Annotated in this window: 15 protein-coding genes; 4 read left to right on the top strand and 11 right to left on the bottom strand. The window is 40.5% G+C overall.

Annotated elements, in window-relative coordinates; translation table 11 throughout:
* Positions 1–53: 53 nt before the first annotated feature.
* Both E4S40_RS08030 and E4S40_RS08025 read right to left on the bottom strand, forming a co-directional pair.
* On the bottom strand, positions 54–566 hold the full coding sequence (locus E4S40_RS08030; protein ID WP_237563148.1) for a hypothetical protein: 513 nt from the start codon (positions 564–566) through the stop codon (positions 54–56).
* Positions 567–750: 184 nt separating this feature from the next.
* A complete protein-coding gene (locus E4S40_RS08025) occupies positions 751–2,001 on the bottom strand; it encodes a dipeptidase (protein ID WP_135072822.1) in 1,251 nt (416 codons plus the stop codon).
* 232 nt (positions 2,002–2,233) lie between these two features.
* Between E4S40_RS08025 and E4S40_RS08020 the strand changes: the two genes are divergently transcribed.
* The 4 genes from E4S40_RS08020 to E4S40_RS08005 all read left to right on the top strand — a co-directional run bounded on the left by E4S40_RS08020 (position 2,234) and on the right by E4S40_RS08005 (position 6,582).
* Positions 2,234–3,118: an NHL repeat-containing protein gene (locus E4S40_RS08020; RefSeq protein ID WP_135072821.1), complete on the top strand. Its 885-nt coding sequence runs from the start codon at positions 2,234–2,236 to the stop codon at positions 3,116–3,118.
* Between the two features lie 174 nt (positions 3,119–3,292).
* Positions 3,293–4,294 carry an acyl-ACP desaturase gene (locus tag E4S40_RS08015; RefSeq protein WP_135072820.1) on the top strand — a complete coding sequence of 334 codons (1,002 nt, stop codon included), beginning with the start codon at positions 3,293–3,295 and terminating at the stop codon, positions 4,292–4,294.
* A gap of 54 nt (positions 4,295–4,348) precedes the next feature.
* Positions 4,349–5,644 (top strand): Zn-dependent hydrolase, encoded by a 1,296-nt coding sequence (locus E4S40_RS08010; RefSeq protein ID WP_135072819.1) that lies wholly within the window; start codon positions 4,349–4,351, stop codon positions 5,642–5,644.
* A 77-nt stretch (positions 5,645–5,721) separates the two neighbouring features.
* Positions 5,722–6,582 carry a pirin family protein gene (locus tag E4S40_RS08005; protein WP_135072818.1) on the top strand — a complete coding sequence of 287 codons (861 nt, stop codon included), beginning with the start codon at positions 5,722–5,724 and terminating at the stop codon, positions 6,580–6,582.
* Here the strand turns inward: E4S40_RS08005 and E4S40_RS08000 are convergent.
* The 9 genes from E4S40_RS08000 to E4S40_RS07960 form a co-directional block, all read right to left on the bottom strand.
* Positions 6,579–7,352: a Rossmann-like and DUF2520 domain-containing protein gene (locus tag E4S40_RS08000; RefSeq protein ID WP_135072817.1), complete on the bottom strand. Its 774-nt coding sequence runs from the start codon at positions 7,350–7,352 to the stop codon at positions 6,579–6,581. The genes E4S40_RS08005 and E4S40_RS08000 overlap by 4 nt on opposite strands.
* Positions 7,353–7,436: 84 nt before the next feature.
* Positions 7,437–8,834, bottom strand: coding sequence for a dihydrolipoyl dehydrogenase (gene lpdA, locus E4S40_RS07995; protein ID WP_135072816.1), 1,398 nt, complete (start codon positions 8,832–8,834; stop codon positions 7,437–7,439).
* 51 nt (positions 8,835–8,885) lie between these two features.
* Complete coding sequence (locus E4S40_RS07990; RefSeq protein WP_135072815.1) at positions 8,886–9,239, bottom strand: four helix bundle protein; 354 nt, start codon at positions 9,237–9,239, stop codon at positions 8,886–8,888.
* Between the two features lie 96 nt (positions 9,240–9,335).
* Positions 9,336–10,868 (bottom strand): 2-oxoglutarate dehydrogenase complex dihydrolipoyllysine-residue succinyltransferase, encoded by a 1,533-nt coding sequence (gene odhB, locus E4S40_RS07985; protein ID WP_135072814.1) that lies wholly within the window; start codon positions 10,866–10,868, stop codon positions 9,336–9,338.
* Positions 10,869–10,930: 62 nt separating this feature from the next.
* A complete protein-coding gene (locus E4S40_RS07980) occupies positions 10,931–13,723 on the bottom strand; it encodes a 2-oxoglutarate dehydrogenase E1 component (protein WP_135072813.1) in 2,793 nt (930 codons plus the stop codon).
* Between the two features lie 137 nt (positions 13,724–13,860).
* Complete coding sequence (locus E4S40_RS07975) at positions 13,861–14,793, bottom strand: hypothetical protein (protein ID WP_237563147.1); 933 nt, start codon at positions 14,791–14,793, stop codon at positions 13,861–13,863.
* Positions 14,794–14,818: 25 nt separating this feature from the next.
* The gene (locus tag E4S40_RS07970) at positions 14,819–16,501 is read right to left on the bottom strand and encodes a SusD/RagB family nutrient-binding outer membrane lipoprotein (RefSeq protein ID WP_135072811.1); all 1,683 of its coding nucleotides are present in this window, start codon (positions 16,499–16,501) and stop codon (positions 14,819–14,821) included.
* An 18-nt stretch (positions 16,502–16,519) separates the two neighbouring features.
* Positions 16,520–19,735: a SusC/RagA family TonB-linked outer membrane protein gene (locus E4S40_RS07965; protein WP_135072810.1), complete on the bottom strand. Its 3,216-nt coding sequence runs from the start codon at positions 19,733–19,735 to the stop codon at positions 16,520–16,522.
* Between the two features lie 577 nt (positions 19,736–20,312).
* On the bottom strand, positions 20,313–20,798 hold the full coding sequence (locus tag E4S40_RS07960) for a hypothetical protein (protein ID WP_135072809.1): 486 nt from the start codon (positions 20,796–20,798) through the stop codon (positions 20,313–20,315).
* Between the last annotated feature and the right edge of the window lie 16 nt (positions 20,799–20,814).

Here is a 20,814-nt window from a genome sequence, read left to right as displayed (position 1 = left end):
TTGAGTTTGCTGCTCAAGGGAAAAATAATGTCTTTTCAATGAAAGGATTTTGATCAATTTCCTGCTTTCAACAACTCTTTTGCAGGAGGAGCTTTTTGATTGCTAACTGATTTACTATTAATCAATGAAGGGAAAAACAATCGAACCCAATATTTCTCCTGTGTATAAAACAGTGCTGTCATTCCATCAGAAACCTCATTAATGGTATTCATATCCTGATTTTCAAGCCAATCCTGATCAAGTGCTTTAATCATCCGGTTTATTGGCATATAACTTCCATCAGTCTTCTGAATATAAACCGGAGAAGTAAATTTTCCATTTGCTACCGTGGCTTTTCCCATGTAGCATTCGCTTTGGTTATTATTTGAATTGATAATGGAGATTACAACTTCATATTCGCCATCAGTTGGCTTTTGAGCTCCTCGATTATAAAATTCTATGTAATAATCGGAATAGCAACCTTTCACACCTTGCATGAAAATGCTGTTTTCTGTGACTGGCGCAATTTGAGCAAATCCAGTAAAACCTAGGAAGAGGAACGAAAAAACGAGTAAATAACTTTTCATCTTTTTTATCGAATTGAATAATTTAAATAGAGTCGGAATTTCGAAATAATTTTTGAAAAACCATGCTTGGAGCAATAATGTTAGTCAAGATTCGAACTAATCAGAAAAATTTTCTTTAAAATCCACTAAACGAAAAACGAAAAAGCTCCTAATTCGTAAGAAAAGGAGCTTTTTAAATCAAAGCTTACTGCTGAGAGGATGCGAAATCCTCCACTGCCTTCCAAACTCGGAAAATGTTTTTGTAACATATTTTCTCAATATCCTCCCGAGAATATCCCCTCTTTAAAAGCTCAGCGATCAAATTCGGGAACATGGATACATCCTTTAAGCCTGTAGGTAATGAATCCCCTACTCCATCAAAATCAGATCCAAAGCCTACGTGATCAATTCCAACCAGACTAACCACATGATCAATATGATCGGCAACTTTTTGTACGGTTGGGAATGGATTATTTGCTGCTGCATATTCAGCGATATAAGCCTGAGCAGCAGAGTCTCTACGGCTCAAATTATTTTCTGCAAGCCAATTCACAATGTGCTCTCGAACTTTTGCTTGACCTGCAGCATAGGTAGAATCGATAAAACTTCCGCCGAAATTAATCATCATTACTCCCCCATTTTCAGCCATTGCTTTGATCAGCTCATCACTCATATTTCGCTCAAAACCAGGGGTGAATTTTCTAGCTGAAGAGTGAGAAGCAATAACCGGTACCTGGGTGATAGCCAAAGCATCTTTAAAAGTATCATCGGAGACATGACTCAAGTCAACCATTATTCCTACCCGGTTCATTTCCTTTACCACTTGCTCACCATACTCGCTTAAACCTCCATGAGGCCTCAAGGAATCGTAACTACTATCTCCGATCAGGTTTGCTTTTCCATGCGTCAAAGTGATATAGCGGATACCTCTTTGATGAAAGTATTCCACATTCTTGATATCATCCTCGAGACCAGCTCCATTTTCCATACCCATTGGAAGTGAAATCAATCCTTTGGCAAAGTTCGCCTCGATATCGGCCGGGCTGTAGGCCATAGCAAACTTATCTGGAAAAGTATTGGCCAAGCGCTCGGTCATCATAATCAAGGAATCAGCAAGCGCTTTTGAGGCACCAGGAATTTGTTGATTACCGGCAGGAATATAAATGGACATAAAAGGTGCATCCAATCCTCCTTCTTTGGATCTCGGGAAATCAAAGTTGCCATCAGGAGTACGGACTGACACATCCAATATTTCTCGTTGAAGGGTAAAGCCTCCCACCTTCATCCGGTAGGGAAGGTCAACGTGACCATCAACCATAATAGTTTGATGAGCGATTTCTTTGGCAGCTGCTAGACGGTCCTCATCACTCATTTGAGTGTAATCAATAGTCTTTTCTGGGGAATTACAGGCTATCAGTAATCCTAGATAAAGGCTCGGAATTAAGAATTTTTTCATAAATGCGGATAATTAAAGTCCTGAATATAACAGCTTTGGAGTATACAAGGATTAGAAATCCACAAGCGGTAAAAACATAAAATATAGATTCGGAACATTTCCCGTAACTGCCTTTTTTCTCTTTTAAAAAATTTGGATAGAACTTAAACAAAACACCTGAAACAGGATTTTATTTGGTGAAAGATAATTACGAAATTTGAGAGAAAGTTAGAAAAATCTAAACCTCATGAATATGAAAACTGGAATAAAATTTAGCCTTTTGGGATTAGCTGCCGGAGTAGTTTTTGCCCAATGTACTCCTCAAAAAACGACTGAAACAGAAGAAACCGTAGTAGTGGAAGAGGTGAAAACTCCTACCCTCACCATGCTTTGGGAAACCGAACCTACCTTGGAAACTGTGGAGTCAGTATTATTTGACGAATCCACAGGAAAAATCTACACTTCCAACATTATCGGTCAAAATCCATTAGAAAAAGACGGAAAGGGTTCTATTTCTATCATTGGAACTGATGGAAGTATCATCGAGCAAGACTGGGTAACTGGCTTAAATGCTCCTAAAGGAATGGCTATTTCCAATGGTCATTTGTATGTGACTGATATTGATGAATTGGTGGAGATCAACCTTGAATCAGGAGAAATCACGAACAAATGGGCGGTGGAAGGAGCTCAATTCCTAAATGATGTAGCTGCTCATGATGGAGTGGTTTATTTCACCGACATGAATACCGGAAAAGTCCATAGCTACCAAAATGGAAGCATTTCCACTATTTCTGAAGGGCATAATTCTATCAATGGAATCGCTGTCGCAAATGATGGCACCATCTATGGTTTGGATGAAAGTGGATTGAAGAAATGGAATGCAGACGGAAGCACTACGATTGTAAATGCTGAAGTAACTGGTGGAGACGGATTGGTAATTTTGGGAAATGACAATTTTGTGGCTTCAAGATGGGTTGGAGAAATCTGGTTTGTTTCACCTGATGGCGCCACCAAAATGCTAGACACAAAAGAAGCTGAATCCAATACTGCTGATATCGGATTCAATCCTTCTGAAAACATCGTTTACGTTCCAACCTTCTTTAAGAACAAGGTAGCTGCGTATAAATTAGACTATTAATCAGTCAAAGAATTTAGCTTCAAAGCCTGCAATTATTGCAGGCTTTTTTTATATCCCCAAAAACGTCCTTTGGTGGAAGCTAAAGTGTGATTTAGCTTTTTTAATACTATTTCTGCCCATTAGTGCTTAACTTGTAGGAATAATAATTTCTCAAACCAGCATTAAAGCTATTTTATGAGTACATCAAAGCCAATCAATCACGAACTGGAGAAAAATATGGAAGTAATTTCCCAGTTGGATGACATCGTCGGTGAAGCAGTAGATAACATTCTTGTTGATCCCGATGACTGTTGGCAACCTTCCGATTTTCTTCCAGATTTTCAAAACCCAGAAGTTTTCGAAGAAGTAAAATTACTTCAAAAAAGAGCCGAAGGAATCCCTGACACGGTTTTGACTTCCCTAATCGGAAATATGATCACTGAGGAAGCACTTCCTTCCTACCAGACTTATTTCAACCTTTTGGAAGGCATCAATGATGAAAGATCATTGCTCAATCCTTCAGGTTGGGTACGCTGGTCAAAATCCTGGACTGCAGAAGAAAATAGACATGGGGATTTGCTGAACAAATACCTCTACCTTACGGGTCGAGTGGATATGAACGCCGTAGAACGCACTATCCACCGATTGATCACGAATGGTTTTGATCCGAAATCAGAATCAGATCCTTATCAGGCTATGATTTATACTAGTTTTCAGGAAAGAGCCACCAAGATTTCCCATGTGAATACGGGGAAATTGGCTGATAAAGCTGGAGATCATGTGCTTTCGAAAATCTGTAAAACCATTGCAGGCGACGAAGCAAGGCATGAAAAAGCCTATAAAACTTTCATGTCAAAGATTTTCGAAATCGACCCTAGTGGAGCTATTCTAGCTTTTGAAAAAATGATGCGTAAGCAAATAGTCATGCCAGCCGTGTTGATGGGCCAAGGTGGAAGTAACCCTTCTCTTTTCGAGCAATTCTCTGCAATCACCCAAAAGGTGGGCATCTATACCGGCTGGGATTATGCAAGAATTATCCAACACTTGGTTGACCATTGGAAAATCGAAGCATTGACAGGACTAAATGACATGGCTGCAAAAGCCCAGGATTATTTATCCAACCTTGCCGACCGATACATGCGCTTGGCTGACAGGATGAAAGCTCCCGATGAAGTCCAGCTAGCTTGGCTTAAATAATTCAATCGTCCTTCCTTTTGGGGAAGGACTTTTTTATTTCAAATCATTGCCCTCATGAAAAAAATACTTACCCTAGGATTTATTCTTTCCTTATTCCTATCATTTCCATCCTTTGCTCAACAATTAAAAGTCAATTCAGACAGACTACACGAAAGCTTAATGAAGCTTTCCACTTTTGGCAAAAATTCACAAGGAGGTTCGGATCGGGTAGCCTTCTCAGAATTTGATATTCAAGGACGTGAATACGTTATGGGATTGATGAGGGAAGCTGGGCTAGATGTTTCCATTGACTATGCAGGAAATATTATTGGAAAAAGAGCCGGTCAAAATCCTAATCTCAAGCCAATTGCCTTCGGTTCGCATATAGATGAAGTGCCAAATGGAGGAGATTATGATGGACCCGTTGGATCTTTGAGTGCGATTGAAGTGATCAAAACACTACAAGAAAACTCCATCACAACCCAGCATCCTTTGGAAGTGATCATTTTCACCAATGAGGAAGGCGGGGTAATTGGAAGCAGAGCTTTGGTTGGTTCCCTAAGCGAGGAAGCTCTTCAAGTAGTAAGCAATGCAGGAATCACCCAATATGAAGGAATCAAAAAACTAGGAGGAGAACCAGACCGAATTCCTGAGGTAGCCAGAAAACCCGGTGATCTTGCGGCGTTTTTGGAGCTCCATATCGAACAAGGAGCCAATCTCTACAATGAAAAGCTGGATATTGGCGTAGTGGAAGGAATTGTTGCCATCGAATGGTGGGAATTTACTTTTAAAGGATTTGCCAACCATGCAGGAACTACACCCATGAATCTACGACAAGACCCCATGCTTCCTGCTGCCAAATTCATTCTTGCTGTGAATGAAACTGTCCGATCTATAGAAGGCCGTCAAGTGGGAACAGTTGGAAAAATTGAAGCCTTCCCCGGAGCAGGAAATGTAATACCAGCAGAAGTAAAATTAAATCTGGAAATGCGTGATTTATCCTCTGAAAAGATTTGGGACATTTATCGGAACCTTGAGAAGCAAGCCTTCCAATTCGCTGAAGAATACAATGTGGAGCTAGATATCCGTCACATTGATGTAGCATCCACACCGGCTTTGGCAGATCCGGAGATTCGAAAAGTCATTCAATCTGCCGCTGAGTCTTTGGGTTTATCAACTCTTAGCCTTCCAAGTGGGGCAGGACATGATGCTCAAGAAATGGCTCGAATCGCCCCGATGGGAATGATTTTTATTCCAAGTAAAGATGGGATTAGCCATTCTCCTCAGGAGTTTTCTACCAAAGAAGACATTGCAAATGGCGCCAATGTCCTTTTGAATACCATTTTGGCATTAGACCAAAAATTTCACTGAAATTCCTACAGAAAAAACTGAACTTTCTAGGATAATTCAGGATTACATGTCTATACACGAATCAAGACCAAATGCATATGACTCTTCGATCTATTAAAAAAATACATGGTTCAGAATACCGCCCAATAGCTGATTTAATCACCTACAGCCCGATGCCTACCCGGAGCTTAGATATGATAGATCCTTTTCTTTTTTTGAATCATCATGGGTTCCAAACCTATCCAGCTAATAACCGAGGATTGCCTTTTGGCCCCCATCCTCATCGGGGAATGGAAACCGTCACTTTTATTTTGGAGGGAGACATTATGCATAAAGACTCATCAGGTCATGAATCTGTGATCGAGGCAGGAGGAGTTCAATATATGACTGCTGGCAAAGGTCTTATTCATGCAGAAGTTTCCAGTTCGGAATTCAAAAAGAAAGGTGGAGACCTGGAAATTTTGCAGCTTTGGTTGAATCTGCCAGCAGCGAAGAAAATGGTATCTCCTCAGTATGTAGGATTACAAAAAGAAGAAATTCCAACATTAGAACTAGATGAAGGAAAGGTAAAAATCCAGCAGCTATTTGGAGAATGGAGTGGTGTTTCTGGCGCCTTTGAGGGGAATTTCCCGGTTAGCTTGAGTACTATTTATCTCGATCAAGGAGGAGAATTCGAAAAGGAAATCCCTGCGGCTGAGAATATCTTCTTTTACATTGTCCGAGGGAAAGTAAACGTGAATGGACAAAGCGTTCCTTTCAGAAATTTGGTTGAATTTTCAAATGAAGGTTCAACGCTGAAAGTACAGGCAGAGGAGGATTCAGTTGTGATTCTAGGTCACGCTCTACCATTCAATGAACCTGTAGTGGCTCAGGGACCATTTGTCATGAATACCGAGCAGCAGATTTATGAGGCCTACCAAGACTATCAAAACGGGAAATTCGGTTCTTGGAATGGCTAAGAATCGATAATATCCTGAGAAATCAGCCTGTAAATCTCGGCAAGCTGTTCATTATAATTTAAAAATCGGTGATGCTCTTCCAAGGTCTCGTAATCTTCTCGGATTGCGGGACCTGTTTGAGCTTTTTTCGCTCCAATCTGCAAACTTTTTGAAATTGTTTCCACGATCAGGGGTTTTAACATTTCGAAGTCCAAGCCTTGCCTTTGCATCAATTCCTCAGCAATTCGAATCATATGATTAGTAAAATTGCTAGCAAAAACAGCTGCGATATGCACCGCCTTTCTGTCTTTGGATCGAACAGTATAAATATGATGGGAGAGGCTCTTGGCTAATTTTTTCAGAATTTTCAAGATTTCCTGATCATCTGATTCCAACAAAAAGGAAACCTCCGAAATATCCATTTTTTGCCCAGCAGTGAAAGATTGCAAAGGATAAAAAATGCCTGTATAAGTAGCTGAGCTATAATTCAAAATATCCAAAGGAAGAGATCCGGATGTATGTACCAAAATACTCTCATCAGGTAATATTACCGCATCAGCAACCTCTGGAATCGCATCATCTTTTACAGCTAGTATAAAAATCTGAGCTTGACTTTCGGAGAAATCTAAATCATCCTTGGGAGTAGCGGTATAAAGCCGCCCGGTCACCCTTTTTGCATGATCTAAATTCCGCGAATAGACCTCTGTGATTTGGTGTCCGGCATTCTCCAAAGCAGGAGCTAAATGCCAAGCGACATTCCCTGCGCCCAAAAAAGCTATTTTATAAGTCATGAATGAATTAAATCATTTTTGATAGAAAATAAAAAAGCCAAATCCTTTGAAGGAAATGGCTTTCATTCTTTTCAAATCGGTGAATTAAATATGCAAAGCTCGATTTTCGGTCGCAGCCAAACAAGCTTCTTTAAATGCTTCCGTGTAAGTTGGATGTGCGTGAGACATGCGAGCGATATCCTCAGCTGAAGCCCGGTATTCCATAGCAACAACAGCCTCGGCAATCATATCGGCTGTTCTTGGACCAATCATATGAACGCCTAGGATTTCATCAGTTTCAGCATCAGCTAAAACCTTCACCAATCCATCAGTATCCATTGAGGCTCTCGCACGACCGGAAGCCATGAATGGGAATTTACCAACTTTATATTTTCTACCACTTTCTTTCAATTGCTCTTCCGTGTAGCCTACAGAAGCTACTTCCGGCCAAGTGTAAACAACTCCAGGAATAAGAAGATAATTGATATGGGGCTTTTGACCTGCTATAGTTTCCGCTACAAATACGCCTTCCTCTTCAGCCTTATGCGCCAACATAGTCCCCTTAATCACATCTCCAATCGCATAAATATGTGGGACAGAAGTCTGCAAGTGGTCATTCACTTCTACCTGACCTCTTTCATTGATTTTTACTCCTGCTGCTTCGGCATTCAATCCATCTGTATAAGGTCTGCGACCGATGGAAACCAAAACATAGTCACCTTTCAATTCGACATTCTCCCCTTTGCTATTTTCAGCAGTTACAACTACCTCCTTGCCTTTATTTTCAACAGCAGTGACTTTGTGCTTGAGATAAAAATCAAAACCAAGTTTCTTAAGTGACTTTTGCAATTCCTTACCCATAGTTTTGTCCATGGAAGGAATCAAGGAATCCAAATATTCCACCACTGAAACCTTCGCTCCCATTCTGCCATAAACGGAACCTAATTCCATTCCAATCACACCACCACCGATCACGATCAAATGTTTAGGAATCTCTTTCAGCTTCAATGCTTCAGTAGAGGTTATAATTCGTTCCTTATCGATTTTGATAAAAGGTAAAGAAGCAGGTTTTGAACCAGTAGCAATGATGATATTCTTTCCTTGGATTTGCTTCTCACTACCATCTGCATTTGTCACTTTAATGGTATTCGCATCGACAAATGAACCAAATCCTTGATGGACATCGATTTTATTCTTCTTCATCAAGTATTGAATCCCATCCACATTTTGCTTAACCACATCTTCCTTTCGAGCAATCATTTGCTTCAAATCAACCTTGAGGTTGGAAAGATTGATGCCGTGGGTTTTAAATGTATGCAGGGCATTGTGGTAATGCTCGGAAGAATCCAAAAGAGCCTTTGAAGGAATACAACCAACATTTAGGCAAGTACCTCCAAGGGTTGGATATTTCTCGATAATGGCCGTTTTCATTCCCAATTGAGCGCCTCTGATAGCCGCTACATATCCACCGGGTCCTGAGCCAATTACAATTAAGTCGTACATTTTATTTTGATTGTACAATGTACCAAGTACGATGTACTAAGCACATTGAGGTTATATATTCAAATTTTGTTTGAGCTTTACAATCATATTTTGGATATGTTCAAGCTCAGATTCTAATTTTTCAAACGTCTTATCATTGATATAACCCAATCTGTTTGAAATAATTATTTGAGTATCGAGCTCAAATGATGAGCCCAAAGCTATCCCCAGAAAATTATTGAAGTCTTTATTAGAATTTCTACCCGCCCCTTCTGCAATATTTGACGCAATAGAAATTACACATCTATTAATTTGTGAAACCAGTCCATACTGCTCTTTTGCTGGTAGACTTTCTGTAACCTGATAGACTTCAACCGCTAAATCAATGGCCTTTTGCCAAACCTTGAGTTCTTTAAATCGATGCATAATAAGAGAGTTTAGATAAATGATACTCTACAATTTACCTAAAACATCTTTTATCTTATATTCATCGTACTTAATACTTGGTTCTTTGTACTAGAATTAAACTCCAAAAAGCAAACGCTCTGGCTCTTCAAGAAGCTGCTTCACTCGTACCAAGAAGCTCACAGATTCTCTTCCATCAATGATACGGTGATCATAAGATAAAGCCACATACATCATCGGAAGAATCTTTACTTCCCCATTTACAGCCATAGGACGCTCTACAATGTTATGCATTCCCAAGATGGCAGACTGTGGAGCATTGATAATCGGAGTAGACATCATGGAGCCAAATACACCACCATTAGTAATCGTAAAGGTACCACCAGTCATTTCCTCGATAGACAATTTATTATCGCGGGCTTTAGTCGCAAGTCTAACCACTTCTTTTTCGATTTGGTCGAAACTCAATCCTTCTGCATTGCGAATTACCGGAACCACCAATCCTTTTGGTGCAGATACCGCGATTGAAATATCACAGTAATCGTGGTAAACAATTTCGTTTCCATCGATTTTCGCATTTACTGCCGGCCACTCTTGCAATGCTACGCAAACAGCCTTGGTAAAGAATGACATAAAGCCTAGCCCTACACCATGCTTTTCCTTAAACAGTTCCTTGTATTTGGATCGAAGATCCATGATTGGCTTCATGTTAACTTCGTTGAAAGTAGTCAACATTGCCGTTTCATTTTTCACCGCAACCAAGCGTCGTGAAACTGTTCGGCGAAGGGAAGACATCTTCTCGCGCTTTTCATCTCGTGAGCCAGCTACTCGAATAGCTGGTTGAGCTGCAGGTTCTACTTTATTCTCTTGCTTTGCTGCAGCAGAAACTTGTTTTTGAGCGGCTTGAGCATCTTCTTTAGTGATGCGGCCGTCTTTTCCACTTCCCTTCACTTCCTCTGGATTAATTCCTTTTTCAGCCAAAATCTTAGAAGCAGCAGGTGAAGCATGACCTGTAGCGTAAGATTCCTTAGAAGGAGTTGAAACAGCAGCTGGAGTGGTAGATGGAGTTGCAGAGCTAGTAGCGGCTGGCTTTCCTTCCATCACCTCAATTTTACAAATCAATCCTCCAATCTCAAGAGTCTCACCCTCTTGAGCAACGTGTCTCAAAATACCAGTTGCTTCTGCAGGCAATTCAAATGTTGCCTTATCAGAATCAACCTCGGCAATAATATCATCCAATTCTACAAAGTCTCCATCAGCTTTTAACCAATTAGCCAAGGTCACTTCAGTAATGGATTCTCCAACAGTAGGAACTACCATTTCTTTCACCTCTCCTGTAGCTTTTGGAGCAGCAGATTCAGAACCTGCTTTTGATGGAGCAGCAGCACTTGGCTTTTCAGTAGCAACACCGCTAGTTGACTCCTCGATGACACATATCACCGCACCGATTTCCAGGGTATCACCTTCCTCTGCTTTAATTCGGAGTGTACCTGCAGCCTCTGCCGGAAGTTCAAATGTTGCTTTATCAGATTCTAATTCACACAGCACTTCGTCCATTTCGACTTGGTCACCGTCCTTTTTAAACCATTGACCAACTGTCACTTCTGTGATGGATTCTCCAACGGCCGGAACTTTGATTTCTTTGCTCATGAGATTTTGGTTTTGGCTTTTACCTTTCGGTCAAAGCATCACTATGATTATTCTGGATTGATTTAAAATTTAAGGGCTCGGGATACAATATTCTTTTGTTCTTCCACATGGACTTTGTTGTAGCCTGTAGCAGGAGAGGCAGAAACCTTTCTTGCGATCAATTCCAAGCTCAACTCCTTATAAAGTAAGCGCAGCAAATAGGTCCAATAGCCCATATTTTCAGGTTCTTCCTGTACCCATACCAATTCTGCATTTTTGAACGGTTTCAATGCCTCCATGATTTGCTTTTTAGGAAGCGGATAGATTTGTTCAATTCTGATAATTGCTACATTATCGATCTTCTCCTTTTCCCTTACCTCTTCAAGATCATAGTAGATCTTTCCTGTACAAAGGATAACTCGCTTCACCTTTTTAGGATCCGCAGAAGAATCTGTAATGATTTCTCTAAAGCTTCCTGAAGTGAACTCCTCGATTGGAGACATCACTTTTGGATGGCGTAAAAGTGACTTTGGAGACATCACCACACAAGGCTTTCTAAATTCCCAAGTCAATTGTCTTCTCAAGAGATGGAAGAAGTTAGATGGAGTCGTAATATTGGCGACCACCATGTTATATTCAGCAGAAAGCTGTAAGAAACGCTCCGGTCTTGCATTGGAGTGCTCAGGTCCTTGTCCTTCATATCCATGAGGAAGGAGCATTACGATACCGTTTTGCTTTCTCCATTTTGATTCACCGGAAGAAATAAACTGGTCAATCATGGTTTGTGCTCCATTTGCGAAATCTCCAAACTGTGCTTCCCAAATAGTCAGAGAATTTGGATTCGCCATGGCATATCCATATTCAAATCCCAAAACGGCATATTCAGAAAGCAAGGAATTATAAATGTAGAATTGACCTTTTCGCTCTGGCATTTCACGAAGCGAGTTATACGGTTGATTTGTATTCGCATCATGGATGACAGCATGTCTATGGGAGAAAGTACCCCTTTGTACATCCTGTCCGGTCAATCGAACTGTTTTTCCTTCCAAAAGAAGCGATCCATAAGCCAAAAGTTCTGCAGCGGCCCAGTTCAAGCTCTTCGATTCAAAGAACATTTCTTTGCGTTGCTTCATCTGAACTTCGATCTGTTTGATCGCTTTGAAGCCTTTTGGAATGGCAGTCAAAGCCTTTGCAACTGTATCAATGGCTTCAGAAGAAATCCCAGTTTCAGGAGATTTTTCAAAGTCTTCCGGATTGGAATGACGGAGATTTCCCCATTCTCTTTCAAATTTGGTCAAGTGGTAAGGAAGTGGTTTTTCCTTCACCATATTCAAGCGATCCTGAAGGAGTTTTCTAAACTCCTTATCCATCTGCTTCGCAATCTTAGCATCAATATCCCCTCGCTCAGTCAATTTCTTGATGTAAACCTCTCTTGGGTTCGGATGCTTCGAAATAATATTATAAAGTTCAGGCTGGGTAAATTTCGGCTCGTCTGATTCATTATGTCCATGACGACGATAGCAAACCATGTCTACGAAAATATCCCTTCCAAATTTTTGTCTGAATTCAGCCGCCAATTTCGCAGCATAAACCACCGCTTCAGCATCATCACCATTTACGTGAATTACCGGAGCATCAATAATTTTGGCGACATCTGTACAATAAATTGAAGATCTGGCGTCGTCAAAATCCGTAGTAAATCCAACTTGGTTATTGATAACAAAATGAATGGTTCCACCGGTATTGTATCCTTTCAAACCAGACATTTGAGTTACCTCATAAACAATTCCTTGGCCTGCTACAGCAGCATCACCATGGATCAAAATCGGAACAGCTTTCCTGGCATCACCATGATGTTCAGAATCGATTTTTGCTCGAATAAAACCTTCTACAACCGGGTTAACTGCTTCCAAATGAGATGGATTAGGAGCTAATTTTAGGTGGATCTTATTGTTATCAGGAGTAACAATATCCGAGGAATATCCCATGTGATATTTCACATCACCATCACCCATGGTCAGGTCTGGCTTGGCAGTTCCTTCAAATTCAGAGAAAATTTGTTCATAGGTTTTACCCATGATATTGGCAAGAACATTCAAGCGACCACGGTGAGCCATCCCTATCATCACTTCTTCAGCTCCCAAATTGGCTGCCGCATTAATTACAGCATCCAAAAATGGGATAGTACTTTCTCCCCCTTCCAGTGAGAATCGTTTCTGCCCCAAGTATTTGGTATGCAAAAAGTTTTCGAATACTACTGCCTGATTTAACTTAAAAAGTATTCGTTTCTTTTCTTCAGTAGATGGATTAAAAGCCAAAGCTTCTTTTTCGACCTTGGTTTTAAACCAATCCAACATTTCTGGGTCGCGAATATAGAGATACTCAAATCCCATAGAACCCTCATAAATAGTTTTGAGAGCCGCGATAATTTCAGACAATTTTGCTGGACCGATTCCTATTTCCTTTCCGGCCTGGAATTCAGTGGACATATCCTCCGGACCTAATCCAAAATCCTGGGGATCGATCAAAGCCTTACGATCTCTTCTTTCTCGAACAGGGTTGGTTTTTGAACGTAAGTGTGCTCTGGATCGATGAGCATGAATCAAAGCTCTTACCTTTATTTCTTTAGGTAATTGCTCCATGTCCATAATGGTACCCGGAGTCGCCAAAGAACCATTTTTCGATGGAGATGCAGCAGACGCAGCTACAGCAGATGGTCCATCTTCGCTTTCACCATATTGGGTTAAGGCAAAATCAAATCCATCAAAAAACTCTTTCCAACTTTGATCGATAGATTCGGGATTAGATTTATAGGATGCGTATAACTCATCGATGTAAGAAACATGAGCATTCGCAATGAAGGAAAATTTATCCATGGTTATTTTGTCTATGCACAACAAAACTAACCTGAATATGTTGTTTTAAAAAATTGGATATTTGCTTATCCAAATATTAGTTTAAAAAATAATAGCGGTGCAAAAACACCGCTATTATTCAATTACTTATAGATGGATTATCTCAATCCTGCAGGCCAAGGCTTTCCAGCATTGGATTTAACAGTAACTGTACCGTATTCACCCCAGGTATTGATCCAATCAAATACTAACTCATCTGCATTAGCACTTACAACAGTCATGGAGTAAGAATCACCGTAGGTATCTGTACCAGACATGGTCAACTTACCACAAGCATCACTAATTCTAACGGTACCTTCCCATGGATCACCATAACATTCGCCCCAAAGACCAAATGCAGCATCATCTACAGAGTAAGAACCTGGAGCACTAGCAATTGCGGTCCAAGTGGTTTGACCAGTAATTGTAGCATCTCCACAGTAATCAGAAGTATGTACAAAGTCATAAGTACCTGCTAGATCTGATGGACAGATCACACTGACATTGTACTGGAATGGAGATGCATAGAATGGAGCACCTGCAACGTTGTTGTTAACAGATGTGTTGGTGAATGAACGACCGAATCTATCATTCAATACCAAGCGGAATTCAAATACATCTGCACCTTCGATATCAGCTGGAGTCAATCCAACAGCTTGAATTGCTTCAAGAGCAGTAATCTCGAAAGAAGTTCGAAGAAATCTAGACTCTGAGTTTGGAGCGAAATCAGTTTTCTGAAGAGTCTTAACCAAATTATCGCCAGAAGATGGAGTAAACTCCAATCCTACACCTGGGATCAATCGTCTGTGACGAACATAAATCTCAACCGTCTCTACGGTATTTCCATCTTCAGCATCAACAGCTTCCAAAGTCAATGCAAACTTGGAATTAGTCAAATCGAAGAAATTGAAGGTTGTGCTAGTCCGTGCGATTGTTCTCAAATATGCCCCTGTATCGAAATCGGTATAAGGGATATTCGGCTCAACGAAATCTCTACAAGAGCTGAATAAGATCAGCACACTTGCTAGCAAACCGAAACTATATTTTAACATTTTCATATTTTTCTAGAATTTTTGGTTAATAAACCCAAGCGTTACCAGCAGGATTTGTATCCCAGAACACCTGTACGGATTGATCTGCTTTCTGAACAGCCTTGTTGTTAGTAACCATGTAGTTGTTAGGATAGAAGAATGACCGAGGGAAAGTTCCTGGGTTTGGCTCCAATCCTGGCTGCATATTATCAGGCTTACCAGTTCTTCTGTACAAGTTGAATGCCTCAATACCGCTACCGAATAGAGACAACCAGTACTCACGACCAATGATGTCCATACGATCATCAGCAGAAGCAGCTGCATCGTACTCATCAGAAACATACTCAAGGTAAGATGCAACTTCCTCATCCAAATCAATTTCTTCATCACTGAAGAAAGAAGTGATAACACCAGCCTGAGAAGTACCCAAACTCCAATCGATAACGAAATTCATATGCTTTTTAATTCCGTCAAGCATATAAGCTTTTGCATCACCGGAAGTACCCAAAGTCAACGCAGCTTCAGCTAACATGAAATCAACATAAGAAGCCAACATGATTGGGTGGATACCAGCTCCTTGAGCACCCAAAGATGGGTTGTTCACAGGAGAAGCAGAGTCATCATCGAATCGACCACCTGCAGGATATACGCCCCATGCAGTTCTCTTCAAACCATCTGGTGGAATACCGTCTGGATCAAGGTGATCACGACCCCAATATCCTCTCTCACCTGGTAGACAGTAAATGAAACCACCTACAAGGTATTGAGCTGGAGGCAACTGAGTAATACACTCAATTTCATCTGGATTGGTAGAATTTACCAATACCTGACGATAGAAGTAGAATCTAGCTCTTGGATCATCAAATCCTTTTGCTTCAGTTAAGTGCCACATATAGTAAGTGGACTGATAATCACCACCACCAGAAGTATACTGACCAGCAAATCTTGGATGACGAGAATCAGGGTCAGCAGCAGTTGTTCCAAATTGGAATACAAAGTCATCTCCTTCCTTCAACATATTGTCTTCAGCGATCAATGCGTTAATTCCGGAAGTAGAACCAGAAGGATCTACCAACTTTCTGTTAAGATAGTAACGTAACTTCAAGGTATTCACTAACCGAACCCACTGTGTTCTAAAGCTAGAGCCACCACCATAATAGTAGTCATTAGGAGCACCTGAACCATCTGGATCTGTAAAATAATCTTTCGCTTGATCCAAAGCTGCAAATGCAGCATCATAAACAGATTCTCCGGAATCTACCGCAGGATTGAATTCATTTGGATCCAAAGCCTGAGAATAAGGAACATCACCATAAGAATCCACCAAGTGGAAAAGAACCATAGCCTTTATGGTATTTGCAATACCCATATGTCTATAAAATTCAGTTCTTGTTTCACCAGTATCAGGATTTCTTGTAACTCCGTCCAAAAATTGAATATCTGCTAAGATGTTTGCATAAGCATTACTCCAATAACCGTTTGTAGTAACAGGAGTATATGCACCTTCGTACTGAGCTGATCCCTGATTGATAATACGGGTCAATCTCATTCCGTCATCCCCAATCGTGTTGAATAGGGACTGATAATCCAACTGAATTCTGTTTAACAGAAAACTTGGATCTGCTGTGTCAGCATTTACTGCATTTGGGTTTTCCAATAGATCAAGATCACAGGAAACCGCAAACAAAGTACTCGCAGCCAACAATAAACTATATATTCTCTTTTTCATAATTGATTCTGTTTGGGATTAGAATGTAAGGGTTACAGTTCCACCGAATCTTCTGGAGCTAGGACCTGTTACAAAGTCAAAGCCCAAACCGTTACCTACACCTGTACCCAACACGTCAACATCGTAATTCATGTTTGGTGGGAAATTCAAGGCTAGGAACCAAAGGTTAGTACCACTCAAGGCAATAGAAGCTCTTTTGAATGGAGTCTTAGCCATCAAAGTAGAAGGCAACTCATATCCCAAAGATAATTCTCTCAATCGGACCATAGAACCATCGAATACGTTAGGCTCATCAGTAGCACCCTGATATCCAGAGAAGAAGTAATCAGAAGCGGTAATCATAATGTCGTTAGGAGTTCCGTCTTCTTTAACACCTGGCATGATGAAAGCAAATTCACGATCAACAACCGGATCTTTGGTCACACCTCGGGCAAGAGTCGCAGTTACTGTATTAGAGAATACGGCACCTTTGTGACGATACTCAAGCATTGCGTTCAAAGTAAAGCCTTTGTAAGAGAAGCTATTGATCCAAGATCCGTTCCATCGTGGGTTAGGGTCACCCAAGATTTGAAGATCTGCAGCAGGCTTATAGATACCATTGGAAAGTACAATAGGCTGACCAGTTTGCTCATCTCTTTCGAATCCGATACCCTTGATCACGTTGAATGGCTCACCCGGGATTGCAAAGTTACCCAAGGTAGTGAAACCTGCCACAACGATTTCATCAAGTCCAGCACCCAATTCAACTGTTACTGAACGATACATGCCCCAGTTGATAGTAGAATTCCACTCAAATCCAGAAGCTGTAGAAACAGGAGTTACGGTAGCTTGGAATTCAATACCACGAGTTCTGATCTTACCAATGTTGATTGCAGTAGAGGTAAATCCAGTAGATGGGTCAATTGGAGATTGAGTGATCAAGTCTCTGGTGTTTTTCTGATACAAAGAGAGGTCGAATCTCAATTTGTTGTTGAACATCACACCTTCCACACCGAATTCAATTTCTTCGTGAAGCTCAGGCTTCAAGTTAGGGTTACCCAAAACGTTTGATACAGAGTGAGTCTGAGTTACAGAACCATCTCTATCAAATGCACGTGCACTTTGAACCAATACGTTTCTTGTTCTATATGGTGCAGGGAAACCTGCAGAAGTACCATAACCTAAACGAAGTTTCAAATCATTTACTGTGCTGCTATTCCAGTTGAAAGCAGTGCTAGGAATGAAGGAAACAGAAGCACCTGGGTAAAGAATTCTTCTATTCTCAGGCTCTACAGTAGAAGTCCAATCATTTCTAGCAGAAAGGTTGAAGTATAGGTAGTTGGAGTAATCCAAGGTTACGTTAGCGTAAACCCCCATTCTTCTTTCTTCCTGAGTGAAGTTCAAGTTACTACCACTGTAAGCGTCATTAGAAGATGAGTTTGTAAAGTTAGAGTGACGGAACAATCCGAAAGCCAACTGACCTTGAGAAGCAACACCGTTTTGAGCATAAGAATCATAACGAGAGTTACCACCGATCAAGGCACTCATTCCAAACTTATCAGAGAATTGCTTCTTCCAGTTGATGATCAAATCCTGGTTCCAGATTGTATTCTGAACGTTAACAGATCTGTAATAACCGGAAGTAGTTGCCAAAGAAGCAGATGGTCCACCTCTGTTGTATCTCAACTCTTGTAATTCAGTATAAGTATCCAAACCGATACGATACGTCACAGAGAAATCGTCATTGATATCGTAAATCAAAGATGTAGAGTTGAAGAAACGCTGAACATCAGAAGTATTCTGATAGTATTTCACCAACCAGTTCGGGTTTACGATATCGTTACCGCCTCGGTAGTATACAGAGCTTCTGTCAATTGGGTTTTCAAATGGAAGACCACCCAAATCCACAGAACGAGGAGTATACAATACGTGAGCAAATACGGAAGGGATACCTCCAGAAGGACCAGAACCGAATGCTGCGTTAACTGGAGGAGACTCCAAGTCGGTGATAGCGAAAGTGAAAGAAGACTTCACAGAAAGCTTATCATTTACAGCAGAGTTGATACCCAAACCGAAGTTATATTTCTTCAAGTTGTTACCAGGAGTAAAACCTTCTTCGTCAGTGTAACCGAAGCTAGCATTGAATCCAGTACGGTCAGAACCACCCGCAATTTGTACGGAAGTATTAGAGATCAAACCAGTCTGGAAGAAGATTTGAGATGGATCTGCATAAGACTTATACTCATACTGCACTGGAGTACCACCTACAATACCATCTACCCAGAACTGAGGGAATGCCTCTCTTACTTTCTGAACAGAAGAAGTTGCATAAGGGTGATTTACTGTAAGTCCTTGATCCATTCTCGGTCCAAAGTTGGAGAAGAAGAAACCAGGTGCTTGCTGGAAACCATTACCATAAGTAGTACCATAAGTTGGCAAGGATGCCGCTTCATTGGTAAAGATGGATTGGTTGATGGTTACTTCAGCAGCTTTACGCTTAGAAGCTCCAGATTTGGTTGTAATCAAGATTACACCATTTCGTCCCTGATCACCGTAAAGTACGGTTGCAGAAAGACCTTTCAACACGGAAATAGACTCGATGTTGTTAGGGTCGATATCCAAGAATCGGGAAGAAGTGGTTGCACCACCAGTAGTAAATCCATTTTGGTTGTTAGTGCTAGTGTTGAAAGGAACACCATCTACTACGAACAATGGCTGGTTAGAACCAGTCGCAGAAGAATAACCACGGATTACCATGTTGGTACCAGAACCTGACATACCATTGGTGGAAGTAATGTTCACACCCGGTACTTTACCTTGCAAAACGCGGGCAACGTCTTGCTCAGGACGGTTTTCGAGTTGCTCGTTACCTACGGAGGTAACTGCATAACCCAAGGCTTTTTTCTCCCTTTCGATACCGATCGCAGTAACTACCACCTCGGATAGCTGGGCTGCGTCAGTCGTCAGGGTCACGTTGATCACGGTCCGGTTGCCGATGACTTCCTCTTTGGTCTCAAGACCTACAAAAGAGAAAATCAGGATCTCACCGCCCTCTGGTACACTAATAGAGTAATTACCATCCAAATCGGTGGTAGTACCTACAGTTGTACCCTTCACGAGAACGGTAGCACCTGGCAAGCCAAGGCCATCTTCGTCGGAAATTACCTGTCCGGTAATTACCCGCTGTTGCGCCGATACTTCATAACTGAGCATCATGGTGAAAAGCGCAACAACAAAGAGTAAAGCTTTTCTCATAAGGTATTTTAGTTTAGTTGATGCGTAAAGAAAATTCCTTTCTGTGGAAAATCAAAATAGAGAAAGCTTGATTTTTATATTTATATAATTATACTTAAAGCTGATAAAGTTTAATTTTTGATTATTTTCATTCATTTTTTAAATGAAATCTTTGAATAGGTAAATTTTAACAGAAATTTTGAAAATAAACGGTGAAAATTTTGTTTGAACGGCTAGAAAAAATGATTATTTGGCTAGTAACGCTCATTTAAGAAATATTAACTGTTCGATTGAGATATTTGGACTTTAACAAAACAAAATTTGGCCTATCTCTCAGAGGCAATAAAAATTGAAAAAATTTTTTGTGGAAAATCATGAAAAAAATCAGCTTGACTTTTGTCAAAATCGATTCTCTAAAAATTAATAAACGTATAGTGGTCTATTTTTAAAATAAAATTCTGAAAGGCAAAAAAGATAGAAATATTTTTTTCCAAAAATTAATTTTTTTCAGGGTTCAGGGTTCAAAAACACAGCTTTGACTAGATTTTTTTGCAAATTCCCTAAAAGTGGGTTCTGTTTTTTAGAGATATACGAAATTTCAAAAAGAATATCTTAAAGTAACGGCTGCTTCGTCTTCCCAAAGCTTTGTAAACTCTTCAAAGTTATATGCCGGCTTCCAATATAGCCCAATGTAAAAATTACTATGGTTGATATTGTACTCTAACCCCACAATCGCATCAACCCCAAAAACATTGTAATCCTGATCTATTTTATACACCCAAGGAGGCTCCCCTTTTCCGTCTTTCCAGATACCATAATGAGCTCCAGCCCCTACATACCATTCCAAGCCATCAAATTCACGAATATCCCAGTGGTGTTCATACAATAAAGCTCCTACCCAACCCCTCCAACGATTATAAACCAATAGATCTACAGCACCTGTTTCAGAAATAAATTGCTTTACAGTGCCTCCTACATTCGTTCCACCTGTCACTCCCACCATTGTATTATATGCACCTACTTGTGCTTTTGCTGTAAAAACAAACAGCCCAAAAAAGAAAAAAAGCAAAACTGCATTTTTCATATCGAAATATTTTGAC

Source organism: Algoriphagus kandeliae (genome assembly GCF_004571135.1).
In the GTDB taxonomy this organism is placed as follows: domain Bacteria; phylum Bacteroidota; class Bacteroidia; order Cytophagales; family Cyclobacteriaceae; genus Algoriphagus; species Algoriphagus kandeliae.
Note: the sequence above shows the minus strand (reverse complement) of the source record. Positions and strands in the feature narration are given on the sequence as shown.

Coding starts and splice junctions, on each gene's coding strand:
- E4S40_RS08000 (WP_135072817.1), bottom strand. CDS start 7,352: ATGACTTATAAAATAGCTTTTTTGGGCGCAGGGAATGTCGCTTGGCAT.
- E4S40_RS07965 (WP_135072810.1), bottom strand. CDS start 19,735: ATGAGAAAAGCTTTACTCTTTGTTGTTGCGCTTTTCACCATGATGCTC.
- E4S40_RS08030 (WP_237563148.1), bottom strand. CDS start 566: ATGAAAAGTTATTTACTCGTTTTTTCGTTCCTCTTCCTAGGTTTTACT.
- lpdA (WP_135072816.1), bottom strand. CDS start 8,834: ATGTACGACTTAATTGTAATTGGCTCAGGACCCGGTGGATATGTAGCG.
- E4S40_RS08005 (WP_135072818.1), top strand. CDS start 5,722: ATGACTCTTCGATCTATTAAAAAAATACATGGTTCAGAATACCGCCCA.
- E4S40_RS08025 (WP_135072822.1), bottom strand. CDS start 2,001: ATGAAAAAATTCTTAATTCCGAGCCTTTATCTAGGATTACTGATAGCC.
- E4S40_RS07990 (WP_135072815.1), bottom strand. CDS start 9,239: ATGCATCGATTTAAAGAACTCAAGGTTTGGCAAAAGGCCATTGATTTA.
- E4S40_RS07960 (WP_135072809.1), bottom strand. CDS start 20,798: ATGAAAAATGCAGTTTTGCTTTTTTTCTTTTTTGGGCTGTTTGTTTTT.
- odhB (WP_135072814.1), bottom strand. CDS start 10,868: ATGAGCAAAGAAATCAAAGTTCCGGCCGTTGGAGAATCCATCACAGAA.
- E4S40_RS07970 (WP_135072811.1), bottom strand. CDS start 16,501: ATGAAAAAGAGAATATATAGTTTATTGTTGGCTGCGAGTACTTTGTTT.
- E4S40_RS08020 (WP_135072821.1), top strand. CDS start 2,234: ATGAAAACTGGAATAAAATTTAGCCTTTTGGGATTAGCTGCCGGAGTA.
- E4S40_RS07980 (WP_135072813.1), bottom strand. CDS start 13,723: ATGGATAAATTTTCCTTCATTGCGAATGCTCATGTTTCTTACATCGAT.
- E4S40_RS08010 (WP_135072819.1), top strand. CDS start 4,349: ATGAAAAAAATACTTACCCTAGGATTTATTCTTTCCTTATTCCTATCA.
- E4S40_RS08015 (WP_135072820.1), top strand. CDS start 3,293: ATGAGTACATCAAAGCCAATCAATCACGAACTGGAGAAAAATATGGAA.
- E4S40_RS07975 (WP_237563147.1), bottom strand. CDS start 14,793: ATGTTAAAATATAGTTTCGGTTTGCTAGCAAGTGTGCTGATCTTATTC.